The organism is Pleionea mediterranea, assembly GCF_003148745.1.
Taxonomy (GTDB): Bacteria; Pseudomonadota; Gammaproteobacteria; order Enterobacterales; family Kangiellaceae; genus Pleionea; species Pleionea mediterranea.
In genome coordinates, this window is the sequence record NZ_QGGU01000001.1 from 341,535 (window position 1) to 364,862 (window position 23,328).

Here is a 23,328-nt window from a genome sequence, read left to right on the forward strand (position 1 = left end):
AGCACTGATTGATCGCCAGTTGAACAGAGGCGAATAATATTTCATTGATTAATTAATAAACACCATATAGAACAATAAGTTAATGACTATAGGTTAATTAATATCTCAATTTAGAATTGTAACTATTTGAATTACAGAGAAAAAATGCTGAATAGATCAACATTTCAAGCGATGGCTGATCAACAACTGAGTCTTATTACGGCCAGTAATCGTCAGTCCCGTTACTGGGTTGAACAATATCATCGTCAACAGTCTCAGGTAGCCGGTGTATGGCCTGGCGCTGATGTATTGCCGATAACAGCCTGGCTGAATCGATTGTTTTTTGCCTGTGCGCGCAATACCGATGCACCTATTTTACTAAACGCTAACCAGAGCCTTTCCATCTGGCAGCAGGTGTTGGAACAGAGTGATGCGGCGGACTATTTGATTTCGGTTAAAGCCACTGCGCGTAAAGTGCAGGATGCGTTTCAAATATTAAATCGATGGAATGTTGCATTAACCGATGTTCTGCCGAATACCGAAGATCATGAAGCATTTATTCGTTGGGCAAAAGATTACCAGTCCCGACTCAATCAAATGCAGGCCATTGATGCATCGCAATTACCTGAATGGTTGACGCATTATTTTTCTCAATTAAATCAGGAGTCGGCTGACAGTGAAGCGTCACTTAAATCGTTGTTAAAACTATTTGATACGGAATTGAACTCCCAATTGTTATTGCTGGGTTTTCACCAGATGGAACCCGGATTACAGCAGTTATTTAAAGCGTTAATGCAATGTGGTCTGACAATACGAGAAGTCATAAATTCAGGAGAGACAAAAGCGTTATTTGATCAGCCGTCGTCGGAGAAAAACACAAGAAAACAGACGCGCAACCCTAAGGTAATGGCGTTAAGTTGTCAGAGTTTCGAGCAAGAATTGCTGCACGCATGTGACTGGAGCATCAGACGACTTACGGCAAATGCCAATGCCAAACTGGCGATTGTGGTGCCTGATCTGGAAAAGCGACGCTATCAAGTGGAGGCTTTATTAAAGCAACAATTGCACCCTGAACTTTTGTCTGAGTGTGAGCCTGAAAAAACCGTTTATAACATTTCGGTGGGATTACCCCTGACAAACTTTGGCATGGTTCGAATTGCGCTTAATCTTCTCGAGTTAATGGCTAAGCCGGTTGAGTTGTCAAAATGGGCTGAAATATTGCGCAGCCAATGTTTCAAACTGGAAGCCAAAGATAATAGGTTTAATGTTTCCGATGAATTTTATTGGCGACTGAAACAGTTTGCATTTGAATTACCGGCTGAAGGCGAAGAGACAACTTCATTTGAATCCATGACGGATCGAATTCAGTATCTGGGATCTAAATTTTTAGATGAACAGGAAGCGCAAGTACTTGCTGGTGCATTTACCAGCATGAAAGAACTGATCGGCCACGCCAATAAAGAACAGAGTGCAGAAGCCTGGTCACAATTGTTTATTAATTGGTTAAAACTGTGGGGGTGGCCGGGAACAAGCAGTTTAACCAGTTATCAGTATCAACTGCGGGATCAACTGTTGTCGCTGATCAAACAACTGCGACAATTTAATATTCTGGGTGAACAATGCCATTTTAAACAGGCTTTTTCCTGGTTAAGGTCATTGCTTGAAGGCGCTGTTTTTCAACCAAAAAGTAAAGGCGAACCGATTCAGGTAATGGGCCTTTACGAAGCAGTAGGACTTGAGTTCGATGCTCTCTGGATTTGTTGTTTATCGAATGAAGTATTACCAGAAGCCGCTAACCCCAATCCGTTTATCCCCCTGTCATTAGCGCGTCAACATCAACTGCCCGGCTCGGGGCCAGAGCGTGAATTGGAGTACGCCAATACATTAATTGATGGTTTGTTGGCTACCAGTGATAATGTTGCCGTCAGTTACCATAAAATGGATCAGGATAGAGAATTAAGCCCATCACCACTTATATTGCAGCGACTGAGTGCCCATGGTTTTCTGCCTGCGGATATTTATAACAAATCTTTAAGTGAATCGATTGAGCAAACAGAGTTAAGCTGGCAGAGCAGTACGACCATTGAGTCCAGCTTGTGGCAGTTAGTCCCACCAGAGCAGGAATATTTTGTTGACGATTATGGTCAGCCTTATCAGGAATCTCAGTTAAAAAGCGGCAATCAATTTTTAACGGCTCAGGCTCTTTGTCCTATGCAAGGCTATTTGGCTCATCGAGTTGGGTTAATGGAGCAGGAAGTTGCCGTTAATGGAATGGACCCAAGAACCCGTGGCGTTTATGTGCATAAAGTGATGCAGGTTATCTGGCAGCGATTAGTAAAGCAGTCAACATTGCTTGGCAGCACCGATGATGAACTGAAAGCATTAATTAATCGTGCCATTATCGAATGTGCGGATGACCGGTTTAGCAAGGACGACTTAATTGCTCAACTGGAAAAAGAAAAGTTTAGTCTGCTTATCTTTGACTTATTGCAACTGGAAAAAAAGCGTCAGTCGTTTACGGTTACCGCCTGTGAGTTAGAAAAAAACATAGTGGTTAATGGATTAAGTATTCAAAGTCGAATTGATCGAATCGATCATGTGGACGATTATGGCGACGTGATTATTGATTATAAAACCGGACAGGTGAATGCGAGTAAATGGTATGGCGATAGAATTGCCGAACCACAGTTGCCTTTGTATTTAATGGCCGACCATCAGCATGTATCAGCCATCTGTTTTGCTCAACTGCATCATAAAAAAGTCAGTTTTTCTGGTGTGGCAAAAGAAAATGGTATTTTACCTGGCGTGCCCTCCATTGAAAAAGCAAAAACAGAAATTAGCGACTGGCAAAGTTTTATTTACTATATTGAATCGGAGCTTGAAACATTAACTGACGAAATAAAGCAGGGGTATGCCGCCGTTAAGCCAAATGAAAAGCAGCACGCCTGCGATTATTGTCCGTTTGATTCGGTTTGTCGTGTGGCCGAGCTGAATGCAGGAGAGTTTCCTGATGATAGCTCAACAGACGTTGGTGATAGAGGGATATGACAGAGGTAAATAAAGTATGTCGTTAAATGACCAGCGAGAACGAGAGCGTGCGATTGATATAACCGAGTCGTTTATTGTGCAAGCACCAGCCGGCTCCGGAAAAACAGGACTAATCACTCAGCGTTATTTAAATTTACTGGCGCATGTTAAAAATCCGGAAGATATTTTAGCGATCACCTTTACGCGCAAAGCCGCGAACGAAATGCGTGAACGAATTATTGAAGCTCTGGTGTACGCTCAAAACAGTATTCGCAATCCTGAACTCGAGCCTACTGCAGATAAAGCGCACGAGCATAAAACCTGGTTACTTGCCAAACAAGCGTTAGAGCAGGATAAAACCAATGGCTGGCAGTTAATTGATAATCCTGCGCGATTAAGAATTCAAACCATCGACAGCTTAAGTGCTTCGATCGTTAAACAAATGCCACTGTTAGCCCGGTTTGGTGCACAACCCGGTATTGAAGAAAACGCCGATGAAATCTATCAAAAAGCATCACAAGCATTTATTACGTCGGTATTGCGTCATCGACAACACCAATCGATAGAGCCAGACCTGCTGCAGTTATTAAAGAGTATGAACAATCAGGTTGAAAAGCTCATCAGTTTATTTAAAACATTGCTGTCGAGGCGTGATCAATGGATACGGCATTTTGTTACCAACAGTCGATTGCTGGATCGTCACTCATTAGAAACTGCATTGAGTGATTACTTGAGTCATAAACTTAAAGACGTTAAACAGTCAGCGCCAGAACAAGCCGGTGATACTGCTTTTCAATTACTGCAGCATGTTTATCAGCATCAGGATCGATTACCCGATAATCCCTTGGCGGTTTCTCACCCTGTCTCGCGGTTGCAAGATTGCCAACATTGGCCAGAAGCCAATAGCGATAACATTGATCAGTGGATTGCGGTCTCAGAGTTTTTATTAACGGGCAAAGGCCAGGTCAGAAAGAGTTTTCGTGCGACAGAAGGTATTTTGCCTGCGTCTAAAATGAAAAATAAAGAAGACAAACAACTGGCACAACAACAAAAAATATGGTGTCAGGAACTTTACGAGCAGTTACAAAGTTATCCCGGATTTATCGAATTATTGGCACAGGTTAAACAGTTTCCCGCAGCGACCTACAGTGAGCAGCAGTGGAGTAATGTAGAAGCTTTGAATAATTGTTTAACCCTGTTGCTGGGTTATTTAAAGCTTGAATTTCAGACACAAGGGAAGGTTGACTTTATTGAGTTATCCCAGGCAGCACTGAATGCGCTGGAAGACGATATCGGTGCGACTGATCTTGCTATGAAGTTTGATTATCAAATCATGCATATTCTGGTGGATGAGTTTCAGGATACATCACACGGACAATATGAATTATTACGTTTGTTAACTCAGGGCTGGCAACCGGATGATGGCCGAACCCTGTTTGTGGTTGGTGATCCCATGCAATCCATTTATCGATTTCGGGAAGCCGACGTAGGGCTGTACCTCGAATGTCGTCAATCAGGATTGGCCGGCATTCCGTTAAAGCCTCTGGTGTTAACCACAAACTTTCGTTCTGAAGCCGGAATTGTCGACTGGGTTAATCGAGCCTTTAAACAAGTATTGCCAGAAAAAGAAAACGCCATGTTGGGCGCTGTTCCGGTGAGTCTGGCCGATGCAAAAAATGATAACCGGGAAAAAGCCGTCGAGTTTATTCATCAGCTGAATGCTGATAGCTCATTTCAGGCTGCAACCATTTTGTCGCTGGTGAAATCTATTCGTAAAGAGTCGCCGCAAGACACCATCGCCGTTCTTGTTCGAAGTAAAAGTCACGCGCAAGAAGCCATACTGATTTTAAAAGAAAATAATATTCCGGTTGAAGCAATAGAGATGGAGCGACTGGATCAACGGCCAATGATCAAAAACCTAAAAAGTCTGACGCGGTTTTTGCTTAACCCGCAAGATGGCATTGCTCTGGCGGCATTATTACGCAGCGAATGGTGCGGTCTATCATTAAGCGCTTTACAGTTAGTGTTTCAATCAACTGCGCCCTGGCTAAGTTTATGTCAATGTTTTGAATTACCAACAAGTAACCATTTAAAATCGAAAAGTAGTACAGCCGAGAAAATTTTGAGCCAATTATCGGTTGATGATACAAAGCGGCTTAACAAATTATATGAGCAGTTAACGCCATTTGTCAGTCAAGTTGAAAAGTACCCACTGGTGACTCAGGTAAAGGCGGCCTGGTATGCATTAGGTGGGGCGCATATGCACGCGAATAAGCGTGATCTAAATGATGCCGAACAATTTTTTAATGCACTAAGCGATAAAGTGTCTGATAAACCGGTTATTAATGTTGCTGAGCTTGACTCACTGGTTGAGCGACTGTTTTCTTCACCGGATAGTATTGATGCTGCAGAGCCTTCAGCGAAGTTTTTAAAGGAGCCTTCAGCGGAGTTTTCAAAGGAATCCTCAACTGAACTTTCAAATGAATTCTCAACCGAGCTATCAAGTGAACATACACAAAAGTCTGCAATCACCCCAGCAGTAAAAATATTGAGTATTCATAAATCTAAAGGGCTTGAATTTGATCAGGTTATTATTCCGCATTTAGAGCGCAAGCCAAAAAATGAAGACGCACAACTGGTCTTGTGGCAAGAGTTACCGAGTCGCGGTCAACGAAAAGACAACTTTTTAGTCGCACCCATGAAAACCGATGATCAAACCGACGATCGCTTGTATCAGCTATTAGGCAATATAAACAAAGCGAAACAAATTTATGAGAATGGCCGGTTACTTTATGTTGCTGCAACACGTGCAAAAAAACGCTTGTATCTACTGGCGCAGTCTAAAGTAAAAGACAACGGTGAAGAGTTGTCGGTTGCACTGCCCGATAAATCAACTTTATTAAGTCAGTTATGGCCTGCGGTAGAATCGCAAATAGAGCAACAGATTAAATCCTACGATGAGCCCGATGTCACTGAAACGGTTGCAATGACATCCTCAGCTCAATTGAATCGGATTAAACTGGATGCGATGATTGATCTTTTGCCGGTACAACTGTCGATATCAAAGACTGTTGATACTCTTGCTTCGGAGCAGTCTCCAGAGCAAACCTCTGACAGTGAGTCGCCAGATTTTGAGTGGGCAAGTGATAACGCAGCTTTGATAGGAAATCTGGTACACGACTATTTACAGATAATTGCTGAGCAGGGTATTGAGCTTTGGACTTCGGAAAAAATCCAACAGTTAAAGCCGGTCTTCAAGCATTATTTTAAACAACAGCAGGTGGCGTTGAACGATATCGATTACTGTGTTGAGCGCTGCGTAAAAGCACTTAACAATGCCATTGACGATGACACAGGACGCTGGTTATTGAGTCGGCACGAAAAGGCTCAATCAGAATTTTCTTTGTCGACCCGATTAAACGAGCAATTTAAAACATTTGTGATTGATAGAACCTTTATTGACGAAAAGGGCAGTCGCTGGATTGTTGACTTTAAAACTGGGTATCATGCCGGTGGTGATTTAGAGTCGTTTTATCAGTCGGAGCTGGAGCGCTATCAGGATCAACTAACAACCTATGCATCGGTTATAAGACAAATGGAATCTCGTGATCTCCGTTGTGCCCTCTATTTGCCAATGCATAAAAAGTTATTGGAATATAAAAGTATTTAGTGAGTGGATAAAACAGGTTTAGTACCATCTATACATTTTGCATCATTCAACATAAAGAGAACTTTATATGAAGAAGAACTTTCTTGCGGGAATCGTCGATAAGATTAATAACAAACCCAAGCTGTACCGAAACTGGCTGTTGAATTACTTGCTAGGTTCAACCATTAAGTTTGTTGGTACGGCAGGTGTAAAGTGCGAGACACTGACTCGCGAGCAAAGTATCTGGACATTAAAAAATAAAAAGAAAGTACGCAATCATATTAAAGGCGTACACGCAGCGGCCATGGGCTTGTTGGCTGAAACCGCAACCGGCATGGTGGTAGGCATGAATGTGCCCGATGACAGGATCCCTGTGATCAAATCAATGAAAGTGAATTATTTAAAACGCGCCACAGGGGATTTGCGAGCGGTGGTTGAGTTAACCGGCGATCAAATACAAACCATTATCGATACCGAAAAAGGCGAAATGTTGATCCCGGTAACGGTAACCGATAGCGAAGGCAAGCAACCCATTGAATGTGAAATGATTTGGGCCTGGACACCTAAACGCTAGAGCGTTTAGGTGTCAGTAAAATAGCTCTCAGTAACTTAATTCTCAGAAAAAGAGTCTGGTGACGTCAGCCATTGAATAACTTTTTCAATACCACTGATGCACCCGCCGCCGTGCATAACCGCAAAGTCATCATCTAATGTTTGATCCAGTGGCACCTGTTCAGCGGCAGTAAGTGCCCGCGCGCCATCAAAGTCAACAAAGGCTATGCGCACCGTCAGTTCATTGGCCGGTCGGCCAAAGGATACGCCGGGTAACATGGCAACGCCGGTTTCCTGCAATATGGCTTCTACCAGTTGCTGACTGGTGTGTATCCCTCTGTTATGCAACTCAGATTTAAACGGACTGAAGTCGGGGAAAATATAAAACGCGCCGTCTGGCATGGTCAAATCAAACCCGGCGTTATTCATTCGAGTGACAATGGCTTCGGCAAGACAATGCAAAATACGACGGCTGTTTGCCAGATAACGTTCAATCTCCAGACCTCCCATAAATGCTCGTACGGCGGCGTATTGAATAGGCGCTGCTGTTGAGGTAAAAGTTTCACTGGCAACGGTGGACATGGCACTCATAAGCCAATCCAGATTATTCGGGAAAGCAAAGGTACCCAGTCGCCAACCTCCTGCACCACACCACTTACTTAGCCCACTGCTAATGATGGTGCCTTCCGAATAAAACTGCGCAATGGATACATGACTGCCGTCGTAATCCAGTTCGCTGTATATTTCATCGGATAACACCAATACTTTGTATTTTTTCAACTTTCTTGCCAGTGCTTTTAATTCTTTTTCTGAATAGGTGTAGCCGTGCGGGTTTGCCGGATAATTTAAAATCAGTAGCCGGGGTTTATTGGGATCCTTATGACATAAGTCTTCAATGCATTCTGGCGTGACTTTCCACTGGTTTTTCGCTTCGGTTTCCAGCCAGTGAATGTGCCGACCAATAATATGTGCCTGCGGTGCATAGGAAACCCAGCTTGGTGTTGGGATAACCAGATCGCCGTAATAAACGAGTTGTAAAATAAACATCAGCTCTTTTGAGCCCGGACCAATTAAAATATTTTCTGGTGCCGCTGAAATACCATGACTTCGATGATGGTAATCGGCAACGGCTCCGCGCAGTTCTCTTAATCCGGCAACCGGCAGGTAATCTTTTTGATGTGCATTAACTTTTAGTTCTTCTTCAACCACTCGAGGAACAGGAAACGGACTTTGTCCCAGCCCCAGTTTGGTAACGGGTTTGCCTTGTCGAATTAAATCATTGCTGATTTCATTGATGGCGAGAGTAGCTGATAGCGGCAATCCCCGCACATTAAGGTTCAGGTGAATATCGGGTTGTTTTCTCATAAGTTGATGGGCATCCCTGATGTAAGGTTTTATAGTGTTTGTTATTAAACATAGTTGAAATTATGTTTATCCCCAAACTTAATGGTTATGATGTGTCATGATTTTGCCGTTGCACTGTCACAAAAACAACATCCGATGTTCATTTTTTAACGACATGATGATACGACAAATTCATAGATTAGTTCCGGGAGCAGATAATGACAGTTAAGCGTCAAGTGGCAGTGTTTTTTGTTATGTTTATCGCGGTTTATAGCGATTGGACATTTGCAAAAAATAGTCATGACAATAAATCACAAGAAAAACACGGTTTGGGAATTAAAGCATTTCAAAATGAGTTAGGTCCGCGTCCTTATTATTTAATCAACGATATGGATAAAGGCCCCTTAAAATCCAGGTTAAAGCGTTGTGAAGACAAACTGTTTTACAAAACCACTCGTTTTTCGATTGGCCACCGGGGCGCACCCATGCAATTTCCTGAACATACTAAGGAGTCGTATGAGGCTGCCGCCAAAATGGGCGCAGGCATTATCGAGTGTGATGTTACCTTTACTAAAGATCGCGAGCTGGTTTGTCGACATTCACAATGTGATTTGCACACCACTACCAATATATTGGCAATACCGGAATTAGCCGAAAAATGCAGTGTACCCTTTACACCGGCAAATCCATTAACCGGACAAAAGGCGACTGCAAAATGTTGTACCAGTGACATAACCCTGCAAGAATTTAAATCACTGTGTGGCAAAATGGATGCGAGCAATCCTGATGCCAGTAATGTGGAAGAATATCTATCCGCAACCGCAAACTGGCGAACAGATTTATACAGCCAATGCGGTACAGTCCTGTCACACAAGGAGAGTATTGCTTTATTTAAAAAACTGGGCACCGATATGACCCCGGAGTTAAAAGCGCCGCAAGTGGAAATGCCATTTCAGGGCGGGTACTCGCAACAAGAGTACGCCCAACAAATGATTAATGAATACAAAGAAATGGGGGTACACCCTCGACGTGTTTATCCGCAGTCGTTTAATCAGCAAGATGTATTGTACTGGATAGAACACGAAGGCCGCTTTGGCAAGCAGGCCGTTTATCTTGATAGCCGAATGTACAATGATGCTGAGTTTGAAGTGTCACTCGAAGGGATGCTGTCTTTAAAAGACAAGGGCATTAATATCATTGCACCGCCCATGTGGGCCTTGCTTACAGTCAATCAATCGGGTGACATTATTCCCTCTGACTATGCAAAGTTTGCCAAGCAGGCCGGTTTAAAGATTATTACCTGGACACTGGAACGTGATGGACCATTAGCAAATGGCGGCGGCTGGTATCACCAAAGCGTTCAGTCACTGATTAATAATGATGGCGATACTTATAATGTATTGCATGCATTGGCAAAAAAAGTTGGCGTGATGGGAGTATTTTCTGACTGGCCAGCGACAACAACCTATTATGCGAATTGCATGGGTATTAAATAATAAACTTATTCAATACCAGCGTTATTGAGCCGCGATATTCATTAAGCGGCTCTCACTTTCCATTATTTTTCAACCTTGGAAGCAATTTCAAGAAGCAGACTGCCTGTAATGCTGGCTTTGCTAACAACACCCTGAAGTTGTTCATTTTTATCCAGCACCGGCAAGACATCCACATGATTGTCAAGCATCCGTCTTAACGCATCACTTCGACTGGTGGTTACTGTAAGTGACTCTTTGGCGGTGATCAGATCTGGAATAATGGATTCCAGTAAGGACTTGTCGTTGCTAATTAGAGCTTGCGCTAACTGGTGATAAGTACGATTAAGTGTTGGATTGCGTTTGATAAATTTGGCAGCAGATGTGATGGCATAAAAGCTGCCATTATCGTTATAAAAAACCAGGTATTTTAAAAACGGTTTGTCGGTCAACTCGCGAATATACTGATAAATTGCCTGTGCGTCATATCCCCGATAACCCATATGAAATGTTAAAGCTTCGGTTTTATTATTGATTAATTTAGGGATTTGTTGCGTTCCGGTTTTTGGACTACCACTAGAGCGTGTTTATCTTTCATTCTTTGAGATGCAGGAGGTTATTTTATGACACAACAAGGCAGAGGGAGTGATGAATAGTTATTCTATTTAAATGACCGATAACGCAGTTGTGACATAAAATCACCCCTGCCCGAAGGGTTGAGGCTAAAATTAAGCCACTCTTTGTTGAGAACTTCTTATTTAGAATAACTAAACCTCAAAATTCACGCCGCGATTGGCTTAATTTTAACTCTCAACATCTCAAATAATGAAAGATAAACACGCTCTAATAACTTCAACTGGAAGCTTTTCAATATCCAAAGACATTTCCAATCCTTCGATATGGCTATTAGCCGCTTCGGTAATGGCTGTTTCTATTTTTAAGCCGCTTTCACTTAACTCAAATCGACTTAATTTTCCTGAAACAATTAAAAAAATCAAAACAGGAAGGATCGCGACAATAATATCCGGTGTTTTAATATCTAAGTTTGAGTGTTTATTTCGTAAAAAAACTATGGCGGCCAATATGATAATAAAACTTGAAACAGAGATAAGTAATTCCATTTGGGTTAACTCCTTTTAAGTTGTTGTCTAGATAAACACTTCTTTTGAATAGTGATTAAACCGGTAATCAGATTTGTGCGCAAGCTGTTATAATGTAGATACTGAGATAATTTGCGAAGTTTGGAGATTGTATGACCGAATTAACCATCACAAAGCCGGATGACTGGCACTTACATTTTCGAGATGGTGACATTTTAACCGAAACAGTTGCGGCTACTGCGCGTTGCTTTCAACGGGGCATAGTTATGCCTAATCTGGTGCCGCCCATCACGAATGCAGCCATGGCGCTTGATTACAAACAGCGGATATTACAGGCAAGGCCCGAAGGCAGTGACTTCGAGCCATTAATGACCTTGTATTTAACCAATCACACCACAGAAGAGGATATTCGAGAGGCCAAATCTCAAGGGATTTTGGCGGCGAAGTTATATCCGGCTGGAGCGACCACCAATTCTGATGCCGCAGTAAAAGAAGTTGAACGATTGTTTTCGGTTTTTGACGTTATGGCAAAAGAAGGGATGTTGTTATTGATCCACGGTGAAGTGACCGATGGTGACATTGATATTTTTGATCGTGAACATATTTTTATTGAGCGTCATCTGCGAAAAATTGTTGATGCTTTTCCTGAACTGAAAGTGGTGCTGGAGCATATTACTACCAAAGATGCAGTAGATTTTGTGAAACAGGCCAGCAGTCAGGTAGCGGCAACTATAACCCCTCAGCATTTGATGATGAATCGTAACGATTTGCTGGTGGGTGGCATTCGCCCTCACAATTACTGTTTGCCCATTTTAAAACGTAACAGCCATCAGCAGGCATTACGTGAAGCGGTGGCCAGTGGTTCGAGCAAGTTTTTTCTTGGTACGGACTCGGCGCCTCATGCCAAACACAAAAAAGAAACCGCCTGTGGCTGTGCAGGCTGCTACAGTGCCTGGAGCGCCATTGAACTATACGCGCAGGTGTTTGATGAACTGGGTTGTTTAAATCACCTTGAGGCCTTTGCCAGTCATCATGGCCCGGATTTTTATGGTTTACCCCGTAATACGTCTACCATCACCTTGGTGAAGCAACCCTGGCAGATCCCCGAACAAATTGACCTGCCCGATGGTCAACCTATTGTGCCTTTTTATGCCGGTGAAACCGTTAACTGGGCGTTAAAAACTTAGTACCAGTAAGGGTTAATCGTGCCTACACTGCTTGTTATTGGATACGTCTGGCCTGAGCCATCGTCGTCTGCCGCCGGTCGTCATATGATGTCGCTGTTACGTTTTTTTAAACGGCAACAATGGCAGGTGGTTTTTGCTTCGCCAGCAAAAACCACTGACTTTATGCTCGACTTATCCCGGGAAGATATAGAGTCTGTTGCTATTGAGTTAAACAGTTCTAGCTTTAATCGTTATATTGAACGGCTTCAGCCCACCGCGGTGATGTTTGATCGTTTTATGATGGAAGAGCAATTCGGTTGGCGTGTGGCTGAGAGTTGCCCCAACGCCATTCGAATACTCGATACGGAAGATCTGCAGTGTTTGCGACAGGCAAGACACCAAGCCGTTAAGCAACAACGTCCGTTGCGTCAGAGCGACTTTAACTCCGAGCTGGCACTGCGTGAGATCGCCGCAATTTTTCGAAGTGATCTATCGTTAATTATTTCAAGTTATGAGCACAGGTTGTTGCAACAACAGTTCAATGTGGATGAATCACTGCTACTGCATTGTCCATTTTTAATCGATCCTTTAGTGCCCATTGCTGAATCGTTGCCCTATGGAGAGCGTCAGCACTTTGTCGCGATTGGCAATTTCAGGCACGCACCCAACTGGGATTCAGTGCTTTATTTAAAGCGCATATGGCCGGAGATCCGAAAGCAACTGCCGAATGCCGAGTTGCATATTTATGGTGCCTATACGCCGCCTAAGGCGACTGCATTGCACGATGCAAATATGGGGTTTTTAATAAAAGATCGTGCCGATGATGCCACCGAAGTTATTGCAAATGCGCGTGTATTACTGGCGCCACTGCGGTTTGGCGCCGGCATCAAAGGTAAATTATTTGATGCCATGTTAACTCGAACACCCAGTGTGACCAGTGATATTGGTGCAGAGGGCATGACTATAGAACCAATGGCCTGGCCGGGTGCTATTAGCGAAGGTGATGATGCGTTTGTCGAAGATGCGGTAAACCTTTATTCAAACGAATTGTTATGGCATCAGGCACAACAGAATATAGCGCCTATTTTATCCACTCTGTTTAATGCTGAGTCGATCGAAGCCCGTTTGCAGCACCGGATGGACTATTTGTTAATGCATTTAAATGAGCATCGGCAAGGCAATTTTATTGGTGCCATGCTGCAGCATCACTCCATGAAAAGCACCGAGTTTATGTCTCGATGGATCGAAGCCAAAAGCCGAAGCGCCGAGTAGTTTCACTCGCTCCTCTTGTTAATTAGAGTGCTTATTAACACTCTATCGGTTGAGTCCTGTCCGTTATAACTGCTGTGCCTACTTTTGAGCTTATCGAAGACCGGGCAGGCAAAGACGTTAATCGCCGATTCTGTTAAAATAGCGCGCAAATTTTATACCTTCGGAGTAAAAATGGTTAAGTCTTTGTTCTGTCTTGGTTTTGCCTTGTTGTTTTCATTGAGCTCTGTGGCTGCACCAACGGTTGAGTATCGGATAAATGTGGATCAGGCCACTCATCATATGGCAAAAGTGACCATTGAGTTTCCCGAACATGATGCCGATGAGCTGGAAGTTCGTTTACCCGTATGGCGTGCCGGTCGCTATCAGATCCTGGACCTGTCCAATGGAGTGCGGGAATTTGCTGCTGAATCGACGCGAGGCAAAACGCTGGACTGGAAAATGAAAGATAAGGCTGCCTGGTTGATTCCGTCAGAAGGAAATCCTGTAACGGTTTCTTACCGAATTTACGCCAATCAACTGGGCAACCGAACCCGTCACATTGATGATTCCCATGCTTTTCTCGACGCTTCGGGTGTATTTATGTACAGCCCAAGGTTCCGTGCAAACCCGTTAACCGTTAAGTTAACGGTACCTCGGCAATGGCGCTCACGATCTGGCATGACTTCCGCAGGTCGGCACAAGTTTAAAGCCGATAATTACGATGTATTAATTGATTCGCCAATCGAAGCCGGCGTACACAGTTTCCATGAGTTTGAAGCCGGAGATCGCGACTATGAAATTCTGTTCTGGGGACGTGGCAATTATGATGAGCAACAAACCATAAAGGATCTGGCAAAACTGGATGCTGAAGTGGAAAAAATCTGGGGCAGTTTTCCCTATCAGCGATATCTTTATATGATCCACGCTACCACTGGGCCACGAGGCGCCACAGAGCACATTAACTCAACCATTATTCAGCGCCAGCGTGATCGATTTGCTGCGCGTGAGGATTACATCAGTTTTATTACGACCGCTGCGCACGAGTTGGTTCATACCTGGAATGTTAAAGCTTATCGCCCATCGGGACTGGTGCCTTATGATTATCAGAAAGAAAATTACACCAGTTTATTATGGGTTGCAGAAGGCAGCACCAGTTACTTTGATACTCTAATTACAAGACGCGCCGGTATTACCACTGAAAAAGAATTTCATGAGGATTTGGCGAAAGGTATTGAAAAATTATTGAACCGGCCCGGTCGACAAGCACAGTCGGTATCCGAGGCAAGTTTTTATAACTGGATAGAGTCGACAAACGACTTTACGCTTAATCACAGTGTTAATATTTATGCCAAGGGATCACTGGTAAGTTGGTTACTGGATTTTAAAATTCGTCAGGCAACGGATAATAAAAAGTCTTCAGAAGATGTGCATCGCCTGCTTTATCAACGTTTTAAAGCGACAGAAAAAGGCTTTACCGATGCGGATTTATTAAAGACAGTGAATGAAGTTACCGGGCAAGATTTTTCAAGTTTTTGGCAGCAGTATGTTTGGGGCAAACAGGCCATCGACTTTGATGCTTTACTGGATTATGTTGGGCTTGAACTGGTTGGTAAAGAAACGGAAAAGTCAGTCATTGACCTGGGATTATCGTTTGATAAAGACTTAACCATAACCGGCGTCAAAAAAGATTCGCCTGCCTGGAACGCAGGTTTAACCAAGGGTGATATTTTATTGTCTATGGATGAGTTACGGTTAACCGAAAAAAATATTAAGCAACGAATCAAAAATCTGTCACCCGACAGTGACGTCGTTATACATTTTTTCCGACGCGACGAATTACAGTCGGTTGAGGTAACCGCTCAAGTAAATCCGGCCAAAAAACTGCGGGTAAGCGTGCAGAAAGATGCGACGCAGGCGCAAAAAGATCGTTATAAAAGCTGGACCGGACATGAGCTGGGAACGGTTGAAAAAAATGAGAGCGAAAGCTGATGAGTAAAGTGTTTTTAACCGCACTGGGCTGCCGATTAAACGAAGCGGAATTGCAGCGCTGGGCACAGGAATATCAAACAATTGGTTATTCAATTACACAGTCGGCCGACGATGCACAGGTGATGGTTGTTAATACCTGCGCGGTAACTGGGGAGGCTGCCAGAAAGTCTCGTCAGGTTATACGTAAGCATCACCGTAAAAATCCTGCTGCAAAAATGATTGTTACCGGTTGTTATGCTTCACTCGAAGAGCAAAAAGCCAATGATATTCTGGGTGTTGATCTGGTTGTTCCCAACACTGAGAAAGATCAACTGGTAGCGCAAACTCAGGCCGTTTTAGATGTACCAACCATGCCTGCCATGGCAACGGATCCAGGTGAACCTGCTTTATTTGCTCGTAATAAGGAACGCGCTTTTATCAAAGTGCAAGATGGCTGTCGTTATCGCTGTACTTTTTGCATCGTTACCGTCGCTCGTGGTGATGAGCGCAGTCGCACACCCGAATCTATTATTGATGAAGTCAATCAACACGTTGCAGAAGGCGTTCAGGAAATTGTTATTGCCGGAGTTCACGTCGGTGGCTACGGCAGTGATATCGACTGCGATTTATTTACTCTGGTACAAAGAATTTTGGATGAAACCGAAATCCCCCGGATCCGTTTTGCATCGGTCGAGCCCTGGGATTTGCCAGAAAACTTTTTTACCCTGTTTGAAAATAAACGGGTAATGCCACACATGCATTTGCCTTTGCAAAGCGGAGCTGACAGTGTTTTACGAAGAATGGCACGGCGTTGCAAAACTGAAGAGTTTGAACGACTGGTGACTCAGGCTCGACAGCATATTCCTGAATTTAATGTCACCACGGATATTATTGTCGGCTTTCCGGGTGAAACCGACGAAGAGTTTCAAACATCCCTGGATTACATTAAAAAGGTTGGCTTTGGTCACATTCACATTTTTGCTTATTCGCCAAGAGAAGGCACCAAGGCGGCTCGATTACCCAACCATATTGATAAAGACATTAAAAAGCAGCGCAGTCATCAACTTCATCAGTTAGCCGATGAATTAAAAAAACAGGAAATGCAACAACAAATAGGGCAGACCGTCGACGTTATGTGGGAGGGTAATGCCCACCAGCAAGACAGTGGCGACTATCGCTTTATTGGCCATACTCCCAATTACCATCGTATCTTTGTCGATCTACCGGCCAGTTATAATATTGCTAATCAGATACTATCGACCCGAATAGTCGCTTGTGATGATTTGATGCTTCGAGGAGAAGTTGATTTATCGAAAGCAAATAAAACGGGAGCCAGTATTGCTGTTTCAGTACAAGGCTAACGGTCCAATAGTTATTTTTTAGATTACTTAAGATTACCCGTTAATAAAAACCGGCCTTACTGGTCGGTTTTTATTGGTGAAAGGGATTTTATATCAGTCTGTTGAAACAAAAGTTTAAGCTCTTTTAAATTATTTTGATCGACCTTAATGTATCCGCGTTTCGGTCTGTCCAGATCCAGAATAATAAACACAATGGTGGATAGTAAAAAAGACACCAGAAGTGTAGGTGCTAAAACACGTTTACCACTGAGTCCACTTGAATAGCCCAGTATTGCGCCGGAAGATAAAAATACCGTGAACAATAAAATTAATACCACATCGGGTACCCGGGTGATTAAAAAGGCATTGCGTTGTGATTGCGCATCGATCATTTCATTTAAAGCGGTGAGGTAGTTACCGCTGGTAACGGCCACAGGTTCAATTTTGACTGATTGTATTGCTATATCCCATAACTGCTTTTGAAGTTGCTGGGTATTTTTATCGAAAGCCATTCTCTCTTCATCGCGTGTGATATCGATTGCACTGATGGCAATTCGATTATCGATATAGCGCTCTAACAATGAAAGTGACTGATTATCATAAGGTGAAGGCAGTAGTTGAGCCCTTAGCACGGTTGTGCCAATCGCGTTAGATTCTGATACTAACGACATAACACGACTGTCATAGCGTTGCATCGACATACTAAAGGTAAAACCCAGCAGCAACGCCAGTAAACCCAAAATGCTGCCCTGTATGGCACCCGTTAAGGATTTGACTTCATCGTCGGTATTTTTTTGAATGAATCGACCCAGCCGAAAACCGCATTCATTGGCAACCACCATCATCACAAGCAGCGCAAGAGATATGGATAAACTGCTCCACTGGTATAACAGATCCGTTAGCATGAAGGATTCCTTAAGCTGTTAATGGTAAGTATTAAAGTTGCCGATTTAGTGAGTTTCTGTTGGCTTGGCAAGTGGCGGTTTTGTTTTCCACTTGGTCCAAAGCTTAACACTTTTAATCAGGTTTCCTTTAATTTGCAAAATTTCGATGGGGCAATCGGCTAACTTTAATCCTGTACCAGGCTGTGGGATCGCTTCCAGATATTCCACTATTAAACCGCTTAATGTTTTAGGGCCATCGGTTGGCAAATGCATATTAAGTGTACGATTCAGATCGCGAATGGTGACGGTACCATCAACCATATAACTGCCATCATCTTGCGGATGAATATCTTTAGACGTTGTTGAAGCAAAGTCAGTAGTAAACTCACCAACAATCTCTTCAAGAATATCCTCTATGGTGACAAGTCCCTGAATGTCACCGTATTCATCCACCACTAACCCAATCCGTTGCTTTTTACGTTGAAATTTTAATAGCTGGGTATTTAACGATGTCCCCTCGGGAACAAAATAGATGGGTGTCATCATTTCCAGAATGGCTTCTTTGGTAATGTCTTCCGGATCACGACTCATCAGGTTGGCGATGTGTCTTGCGTGTAACATGCCTTTAACCTGATCGATGCTGTCTTCAAAAACGGGCAAGCGGGTGTGTTGGGTATTGCGCAATTGGCTTAATATGTCTTCCAGATTTTCATCCAGATCAATACCAATAATTTCATTTTTGGGCACCATAATATCTTCGACCGTTGCGTGCTCTAAATCGAGAATGCTGAGTAACATATTCTGGTGACGTTTGGGGATCATGCTGCCGGCTTCATTGACCACGGTTCGCAGTTCTTCGGAGCTAAGATCATCGCCATTTTGACTGTTTAAACTGACGCCAAATAAACGCAGCATTCCGTTGGATAATAAATTGACCACTACTACCAAAGGTGAGAGAAGCTTTAGTAGTGGCGTTAATATAAACGAAGCGGGAAATGCAATGCGCTCTGGGTGAATCGCAGCGAGTGTCTTTGGAGTTACCTCTGCAAACAGTAAAAACATTATGGTCAGCGGGATTGGCAGCAGCAGCTCACCGTACTCACCCCATAATCGAATAGCGATAATGGTGGCTACCATGGTGGCTAAAATATTGACGAGGTTATTACCAATAAGGATCACGCCAATAAGTCTGTCTGGTCGCTCCAAAAGTTTGCTGACCAGTTTGGCCGCCCGATGTTTCTTTTTGACTTTGTTTTTCAGTCGATAACGATTGATCGACATCATTCCGGTTTCTGAGCTGGAAAAAAACGCGGATAAAAACAGCAGGCTAAACAGTATGATCGTTAAACTGGTCGTTGATAGATCGTCCAAGGAAAGTAGCTCTCGTGATTAGTGGGTCAATTATTTACCGTGGGTGAATAAATTGTGCTGTCGCGAATCGGTTACAGAATCAGCTCGAGCACCAGTTTACTACCAAAGTAGCCAATTGATAATAGGGCAAAGCCGCTTAGAGTCCATTTTGCAGCGGTCATTCCTCGCCAACCCTTCAGTTGATGGCCAGCTAGAAGTACCCCAAAGATGATCCATGACAGGGTCGATAATACCGATTTATGCAGCGGCTGGCTGCTAAAACTTTCCTGCAGAAAAAATAGTGCAATGATCAGTGATCCACTCATCAGAATAAAACCCAGTAACAACAGCTGGAATAAAAAGTGCTCAAGGCTCTGCAAGGGAGGGAAAAAAGAGGGCATATTGGTTGGGTGGCTGCGCAGTCGCTTATCAGCAAAAGCCACCAGTATGGCCTGTACGGCTGCTAACATTAATAAACCAGTGGAAGTGATGGCTGAAAATATATGCAGTAGACTGGCCCATTGGCCGCTGAGTTGGGTACTGCTTTCGCCCGGGTACAACATGCCCAGTAGCGAGCTGATCAGCGCGAAACTGCTGATAATCACCATCATCAAGGTGACATTGCGCTTAAAACTGTTGAAAAACAGCACTATCATGGCCAGCCAGTTTGTCAGGCTCATCATATTAAACAGTGTCAGGTTTTGAGTGTTGGCTGTGTCTATCAGTAAGTAAAGAAAAAAGCCGTGCACTGCGATGGCGGTAACTGCCAATAGATTAAAGCCCGATGAGGCCGCTTGAGGGGCCTTAAGACTGATCAGTGACGAAATAATCAAAAGTCCATAAAAAAAGACAGTAAAAATCCCGGAAATAACTAGAGGTGTTAACGACTGTTCCATTCAATACTTATTTATTATTGAGTTAATATTGGGTACTTGAAAAGGCATGTGTACCGCTCATGTATTTTGACGTTACTTGCGTATATAATAGCGGCCTTTATCTGCAATCATCAATAATCAAAGAGATTTTTTCATGTTTGATAACTTAAGTGACCGCCTCAGTCGTACTTTAAAGAATATTAGCGGCAAAGGACGCATCACCGAAGATAATATCAAAGAGACGCTACGGGAAGTCCGTATGGCGCTGTTGGAGGCTGATGTCGCCCTGCCTGTGGTGAAAGATTTTATTGCCGCAGTTAAAGAGCGTAGCCTCGGTCAGGAAGTGTCCACCAGCTTATCGCCAGGCCAGGCTTTTCTTAAAGTGGTTAATGATGAACTGGTTAAAGCCATGGGGCAGGCTAATGATGCGCTGAATCTGGCGGCACAACCCCCGGCGGTTATTTTAATGGCGGGTCTGCAGGGTGCGGGTAAAACCACCAGTACCGGTAAGCTGGCACGTTATTTATCCGAACGTGAGAAAAAATCTGTGATGGTGGTGAGCGCCGATGTTTATCGCCCAGCGGCCATCAAACAGCTTGAAACCGTAGCTGGCCAGGTGGGTGCCGAGTTTTTCCCCAGTTCAACCGAACAGAAGCCGCTTGATATTGCCAAAGCGGCCATAGAGCATGCCCGTAAAAAGTTTGTTGATGTGGTGATAGTGGATACTGCAGGGCGTCTGGCGGTTGACGAAGCCATGATGTCAGAAATTAAAACGCTGCACGCCGGTATTAAACCCGTTGAGACGCTGTTTGTGGTCGATAGTATGACCGGGCAAGATGCGGCTAATACAGCCAAGGCATTTAACGATGCTTTGCCTTTGACTGGGGTTATCCTCACCAAAGCCGATGGTGACGCCAGAGGCGGTGCTGCGCTCTCTATTCGGCATATTACCGGTAAGCCCATCAAGTTTATGGGGATCGGTGAAAAACTCGATGCTCTTGAACCGTTTCACCCAGACAGGGTGGCCTCCCGTATCCTTGGTATGGGTGACGTTTTATCACTGATCGAAGAAGTTGAGCGTAAGGTTGATAAGAAAAAAGCCGAAAAGCTGGCGAAAAAAGTCATCAAAGGCAAAGGCTTTGATCTGGAAGATTTTCGTGAGCAACTGGTTCAGATGAAAAGTATGGGCGGTATGGCCGGCCTTATCGATAAAATGCCGGGTATGGGGCAAGTTCCCGATGCGGCAAAATCTCAAATTATGAACGATAAGTCCACCAATCAGATGGAAGCCATTATTAACTCCATGACCCCAAAAGAGCGATCACACCCTGATCTGATAAAAGGCTCTCGCAAACGTCGAATTGCTGGCGGTTCAGGTACGGAAATTCAGGATGTGAATCGTTTGCTGAAGCAATTTAAGCAGATGCAAAAAATGATGAAAAAAATGAGCGGCAAAGGCGGCATGATGAAGATGATGCGTGGAATGAAAGGAATGATGCCGCCAGGTGGAGGATTCCCGCCTTTCGGTGGCGGTATGCGTTAGCATCTACTAACTTAAAGCAATAATTTTTACAAAACAGGGTGATTTTGCCAATCCGGTGAAATAACCGTGGAAATAATTAGGAAAAAGGTTTCCAAATGGCGCTTTTGGCGCTAAAATGCGCGTCCTTTAAATTAAGGGGTCGTATTGGTCTCCTTAATTGACAGATTTAACCCGCGTGAGGCGGACTAAAACATTAGAGGAATTCGAACGCATGGTTACCATTCGTTTAGCACGTGGTGGCTCTAAGAAGCGCCCATTTTATCATATCGTAGTTGCTGACAAGCGTTGCAAGCGCGATGGTCGTTTCATCGAGCGTATTGGATTTTTTAATCCAGTAGCCCGCGGTCAGGAAGAAAAGTTACGTCTTGACCTGGAACGCATCGAGCACTGGGTTGCTAAAGGCGCACAGACAACTGAACGTGTTGCTAACTTAGTTAAAACTGCTCGTAAAGCGGCTTAACTCAGTCTAAGGCACGGTTATGACCGAAGAAATTGTCGTTATTGGCAAAATAACTTCGGTCTTTGGCGTTAAAGGTGGCGTTAAAGTTTTTTCGTACACCAAGCCACGCCTGAATATTTTGAATTATAAAGACTGGCTATTGGACGTTGATGGTCAGTGGCAATCAGTCAAAATGGTGAGTGGTCGCCAACAAGGTAAAACCATTGGTGTGAACCTTGAGGGTGTGAATGACCGCAGTCAGGCTGAAGCCTTAATCGGGCGAAAGATTGCGATAACCAGCAATCAATTGCCTGAGTTAGATGATGGCTCATTTTACTGGCGTGATTTAGAAGGCATGCGAGTCATCAACTCTGAAAATGTTGATTTTGGTGTTGTCAGCCATTTAATCGAAACCGGTTCAAATGATGTGCTGGTTGTTCGTGAAACGGCTGAACAAGCGTCGGGCAAAAAGCGAAAAGAGAGAATGATCCCTTTTTTAGCGGATGCTGTATTAGACGTTGATACAGAAAACAGAGTCATGCATGTTGAGTGGGATGCCGATTTCTAAGCAACCTGAATCAACGAAAACGGCAAGTTTGCGGTTTTCCTGTGTGACATTGTTTCCTGAAATGTTTCGCGCCATTACTGATTATGGTGTCACTCGCCGGGCGATAAATGATGGTCTGGTTGAGGTGGGCACGGTGAATCCTCGGGATTTTACCGATGATAAACACCGAACAGTGGATGATCGCCCATACGGTGGTGGTCCAGGTATGTTGATGATGGTTGAGCCTCTGGCAAAAGCAATCACAACAGCCAAACAAAGTATTGAAAACAGCTCTGATGCGAAAGCCCATGTGGTTTATATGTCGCCTCAGGGAGCACCGCTTAATCAACAGTTGGCGCAACGGTTACTGGCAAAGAAAAATCTTGTGTTGGTATCGGGGCGATACGAAGGTATCGATGAACGGTTGATTGAAACACAAATCGACGAAGAGGTTTCTCTGGGCGATTTTGTTTTAAGTGGCGGCGAATTGGCATCAATGGCATTAATGGACACATTAATACGTTTGGTGCCAGGCGCACTGGGTCATCAGGACTCAGCAGTAGAAGATTCATTTGTGGACGGTTTGTTGGACTGCCCACATTACACTCGACCAGAAGTATTATCGGGTAAGAGTGTGCCAGAGGTTTTATTGAGCGGTAACCATGTGGCAATAAAACGCTGGCGGTTAAAGCAGTCTGTTGGGCGGACATGGTTGAAACGTCCAGACTTATTGGCTCAATTAGAATTAAGTGATGAATTAAAAAAGTTACTTGATGAATTTAAAGCTGAGCTAAAACAGAAATAGTTTTTGAATTTTTTAAACATGTAAATCAGGAGTGGGC

General features: G+C 43.8%; 18 protein-coding genes. 12 read left to right on the plus strand and 6 right to left on the minus strand.

Annotated elements, in window-relative coordinates:
- Positions 1 to 144: 144 nt before the first annotated feature.
- The 3 genes from C8D97_RS01350 (at position 145) to C8D97_RS01360 (ending at position 7,229) form a co-directional block, all read left to right on the plus strand.
- Complete coding sequence (locus C8D97_RS01350) at positions 145 to 3,027, plus strand: PD-(D/E)XK nuclease family protein (protein ID WP_109761539.1); 2,883 nt, start codon at positions 145 to 147, stop codon at positions 3,025 to 3,027.
- Positions 3,028 to 3,043: 16 nt separating this feature from the next.
- Entirely contained in the window at positions 3,044 to 6,676 is a 3,633-nt protein-coding gene (locus C8D97_RS01355; RefSeq protein ID WP_109761540.1) for a UvrD-helicase domain-containing protein, read from the plus strand.
- A gap of 67 nt (positions 6,677 to 6,743) precedes the next feature.
- Positions 6,744 to 7,229: a DUF4442 domain-containing protein gene (locus C8D97_RS01360; RefSeq protein ID WP_109761541.1), complete on the plus strand. Its 486-nt coding sequence runs from the start codon at positions 6,744 to 6,746 to the stop codon at positions 7,227 to 7,229.
- A gap of 35 nt (positions 7,230 to 7,264) precedes the next feature.
- Here the strand turns inward: C8D97_RS01360 and C8D97_RS01365 are convergent, their stop codons facing one another.
- Positions 7,265 to 8,572, minus strand: a complete 1,308-nt coding sequence (locus C8D97_RS01365; RefSeq protein ID WP_109761542.1) for a pyridoxal phosphate-dependent aminotransferase — start codon at positions 8,570 to 8,572, stop codon at positions 7,265 to 7,267.
- A 197-nt stretch (positions 8,573 to 8,769) separates the two neighbouring features.
- Here C8D97_RS01365 and C8D97_RS01370 point away from each other — a divergent pair, with 197 nt between their 5' ends.
- Positions 8,770 to 10,047, plus strand: a complete 1,278-nt coding sequence (locus tag C8D97_RS01370) for a glycerophosphodiester phosphodiesterase family protein (protein WP_245411369.1) — start codon at positions 8,770 to 8,772, stop codon at positions 10,045 to 10,047.
- A 62-nt stretch (positions 10,048 to 10,109) separates the two neighbouring features.
- On the opposite strand, the gene C8D97_RS01375 is transcribed toward C8D97_RS01370, so the two are convergent.
- Positions 10,110 to 10,526, minus strand: coding sequence for a CBS domain-containing protein (locus C8D97_RS01375; RefSeq protein ID WP_109761543.1), 417 nt, complete (start codon positions 10,524 to 10,526; stop codon positions 10,110 to 10,112).
- Between the two features lie 315 nt (positions 10,527 to 10,841).
- Complete coding sequence (locus tag C8D97_RS01380; protein ID WP_109761544.1) at positions 10,842 to 11,144, minus strand: hypothetical protein; 303 nt, start codon at positions 11,142 to 11,144, stop codon at positions 10,842 to 10,844.
- Positions 11,145 to 11,275: 131 nt separating this feature from the next.
- On the opposite strand from C8D97_RS01380, the gene pyrC reads away from it, so the two are divergent.
- The 4 genes from pyrC (at position 11,276) to mtaB (ending at position 16,869) form a co-directional block, all read left to right on the plus strand.
- Entirely contained in the window at positions 11,276 to 12,310 is a 1,035-nt protein-coding gene (gene pyrC / locus C8D97_RS01385; RefSeq protein WP_109761545.1) for a dihydroorotase, read from the plus strand.
- An 18-nt stretch (positions 12,311 to 12,328) separates the two neighbouring features.
- Positions 12,329 to 13,561: a glycosyltransferase gene (locus C8D97_RS01390; protein WP_109761546.1), complete on the plus strand. Its 1,233-nt coding sequence runs from the start codon at positions 12,329 to 12,331 to the stop codon at positions 13,559 to 13,561.
- A gap of 84 nt (positions 13,562 to 13,645) precedes the next feature.
- Positions 13,646 to 15,529: a M61 family metallopeptidase gene (locus C8D97_RS01395; protein WP_210204807.1), complete on the plus strand. Its 1,884-nt coding sequence runs from the start codon at positions 13,646 to 13,648 to the stop codon at positions 15,527 to 15,529.
- Complete coding sequence (gene mtaB / locus C8D97_RS01400) at positions 15,529 to 16,869, plus strand: tRNA (N(6)-L-threonylcarbamoyladenosine(37)-C(2))-methylthiotransferase MtaB (protein ID WP_109761548.1); 1,341 nt, start codon at positions 15,529 to 15,531, stop codon at positions 16,867 to 16,869. Before C8D97_RS01395 ends, mtaB begins: the two co-directional genes overlap by 1 nt.
- 56 nt (positions 16,870 to 16,925) lie before the next feature.
- On the opposite strand, the gene C8D97_RS01405 is transcribed toward mtaB, so the two are convergent.
- The 3 genes from C8D97_RS01405 to C8D97_RS01415 all read right to left on the minus strand — a co-directional run bounded on the left by C8D97_RS01405 (position 16,926) and on the right by C8D97_RS01415 (position 19,978).
- A complete protein-coding gene (locus C8D97_RS01405; protein ID WP_109761549.1) occupies positions 16,926 to 17,753 on the minus strand; it encodes a bestrophin-like domain in 828 nt (275 codons plus the stop codon).
- Positions 17,754 to 17,798: 45 nt separating this feature from the next.
- The gene (locus C8D97_RS01410; RefSeq protein WP_109761550.1) at positions 17,799 to 19,103 is read right to left on the minus strand and encodes an HlyC/CorC family transporter; all 1,305 of its coding nucleotides are present in this window, start codon (positions 19,101 to 19,103) and stop codon (positions 17,799 to 17,801) included.
- A 71-nt stretch (positions 19,104 to 19,174) separates the two neighbouring features.
- Entirely contained in the window at positions 19,175 to 19,978 is an 804-nt protein-coding gene (locus C8D97_RS01415; protein ID WP_109761551.1) for a cytochrome C assembly family protein, read from the minus strand.
- A 133-nt stretch (positions 19,979 to 20,111) separates the two neighbouring features.
- Between C8D97_RS01415 and ffh the strand changes: the two genes are divergently transcribed.
- From ffh to trmD, 4 genes are all read left to right on the plus strand, one after another.
- Complete coding sequence (ffh, locus tag C8D97_RS01420; RefSeq protein WP_109761552.1) at positions 20,112 to 21,500, plus strand: signal recognition particle protein; 1,389 nt, start codon at positions 20,112 to 20,114, stop codon at positions 21,498 to 21,500.
- Positions 21,501 to 21,711: 211 nt separating this feature from the next.
- Positions 21,712 to 21,960: a 30S ribosomal protein S16 gene (gene rpsP, locus C8D97_RS01425; protein WP_109761553.1), complete on the plus strand. Its 249-nt coding sequence runs from the start codon at positions 21,712 to 21,714 to the stop codon at positions 21,958 to 21,960.
- Positions 21,961 to 21,979: 19 nt separating this feature from the next.
- Positions 21,980 to 22,507, plus strand: coding sequence for a ribosome maturation factor RimM (gene rimM, locus C8D97_RS01430; RefSeq protein ID WP_109761554.1), 528 nt, complete (start codon positions 21,980 to 21,982; stop codon positions 22,505 to 22,507).
- Positions 22,508 to 22,535: 28 nt separating this feature from the next.
- On the plus strand, positions 22,536 to 23,291 hold the full coding sequence (gene trmD / locus C8D97_RS01435) for a tRNA (guanosine(37)-N1)-methyltransferase TrmD (RefSeq protein ID WP_245411377.1): 756 nt from the start codon (positions 22,536 to 22,538) through the stop codon (positions 23,289 to 23,291).
- Positions 23,292 to 23,328: the final 37 nt, after the last annotated feature.

What these genes read in the sequence shown, in the direction of transcription:
- C8D97_RS01350 (WP_109761539.1), top strand. Translation starts at nt 145, where the DNA reads ATGCTGAATAGATCAACATTTCAAGCGATGGCTGATCAACAACTGAGT.
- C8D97_RS01355 (WP_109761540.1), top strand. Translation starts at nt 3,044, where the DNA reads ATGTCGTTAAATGACCAGCGAGAACGAGAGCGTGCGATTGATATAACC.
- C8D97_RS01360 (WP_109761541.1), top strand. Translation starts at nt 6,744, where the DNA reads ATGAAGAAGAACTTTCTTGCGGGAATCGTCGATAAGATTAATAACAAA.
- C8D97_RS01365 (WP_109761542.1), bottom strand. Translation starts at nt 8,572, where the DNA reads ATGAGAAAACAACCCGATATTCACCTGAACCTTAATGTGCGGGGATTG.
- C8D97_RS01370 (WP_245411369.1), top strand. Translation starts at nt 8,770, where the DNA reads ATGACAGTTAAGCGTCAAGTGGCAGTGTTTTTTGTTATGTTTATCGCG.
- C8D97_RS01375 (WP_109761543.1), bottom strand. Translation starts at nt 10,526, where the DNA reads ATGGGTTATCGGGGATATGACGCACAGGCAATTTATCAGTATATTCGC.
- C8D97_RS01380 (WP_109761544.1), bottom strand. Translation starts at nt 11,144, where the DNA reads ATGGAATTACTTATCTCTGTTTCAAGTTTTATTATCATATTGGCCGCC.
- pyrC (WP_109761545.1), top strand. Translation starts at nt 11,276, where the DNA reads ATGACCGAATTAACCATCACAAAGCCGGATGACTGGCACTTACATTTT.
- mtaB (WP_109761548.1), top strand. Translation starts at nt 15,529, where the DNA reads ATGAGTAAAGTGTTTTTAACCGCACTGGGCTGCCGATTAAACGAAGCG.
- C8D97_RS01405 (WP_109761549.1), bottom strand. Translation starts at nt 17,753, where the DNA reads ATGCTAACGGATCTGTTATACCAGTGGAGCAGTTTATCCATATCTCTT.
- C8D97_RS01415 (WP_109761551.1), bottom strand. Translation starts at nt 19,978, where the DNA reads ATGGAACAGTCGTTAACACCTCTAGTTATTTCCGGGATTTTTACTGTC.
- ffh (WP_109761552.1), top strand. Translation starts at nt 20,112, where the DNA reads ATGTTTGATAACTTAAGTGACCGCCTCAGTCGTACTTTAAAGAATATT.
- rpsP (WP_109761553.1), top strand. Translation starts at nt 21,712, where the DNA reads ATGGTTACCATTCGTTTAGCACGTGGTGGCTCTAAGAAGCGCCCATTT.
- rimM (WP_109761554.1), top strand. Translation starts at nt 21,980, where the DNA reads ATGACCGAAGAAATTGTCGTTATTGGCAAAATAACTTCGGTCTTTGGC.